The sequence below is a fragment of the Micromonospora aridisoli genome (genome assembly GCF_056150025.1).
The window spans coordinates 1-730 of the sequence record NZ_JAXCFK010000052.1 but is presented as its reverse complement, the minus strand read 5'-3'; the positions used below and the strand labels follow the sequence as shown (position 1 = coordinate 730).

At 66.7% G+C, this 730-nt stretch carries 1 protein-coding gene; it reads left to right on the top strand.

The window, feature by feature from the left end; genetic code table 11:
• Positions 1 to 176: 176 nt before the first annotated feature.
• Positions 177 to 730: hypothetical protein (locus tag SM447_RS29280; protein ID WP_474576103.1), on the top strand; the 554-nt coding region annotated here is incomplete at its 3' end.

The following is a 730-nucleotide window of genomic DNA, read 5'->3' as shown; positions in this document are numbered from 1 at the left end:
TGGTCTACCGGTCACCGGGCCGCAGGCCGGACTGATCGCCGGCGCCGGCCTCGCCATGGTCGTAGCGGGCATCGTGCTGCTCCTCGCCCGACGCCGCCGATCGGTCGCGTTCATCGCGGGAGACAAGACAACCGCCGTCTGATCCGCACTTTCCGCTCTCCTGAGGGAGTCCTACCGTGGTCGTTGGCCTTCGATGGCTGTCCCGGACAGCCGCAGCCGCGCTGCTTATGCTTGCCGGGGTCGCAGTCCCCGCCACCTCCGCCTCCGCAGCGGAGCCGGAGCCGAAGTTCACCTTCGATGTGACCGGCACGACGGTCACGTCGGGCGTCCGTGAGAAGACGGCCTACCTGAAGGTCACCAACCTGACCGACGAAACCCCGAGCGTGGTCGAGTTCCACGTTCGGGCCCTCGAATTCCAGGATTGGTTCGACAAAGCCGAACTCCAGTGGTCGAACCACGGCGGCGGCTCCGGCGAGTGCGACGGCGACTTTGACAACTGGTACTGCCGCATCTACCAGGGCGTTCGCCCTGACCTACTGCCGGCACCCGGCGGCACAGCAGACATTCCCTTCGATATCTCCATCCTGGGGACGCCGCAGCCCTTTGAAGCCATGATCGAGGTCAGGGTCGACATGATGTGGGGCGAGAGCGCGGAGCGGATCACCGACCGGAGGGAGTTCAAGCTCGCCCTCGTCGACGATGCCGAGGCCGACCTGGCGGTGGTGGCGCC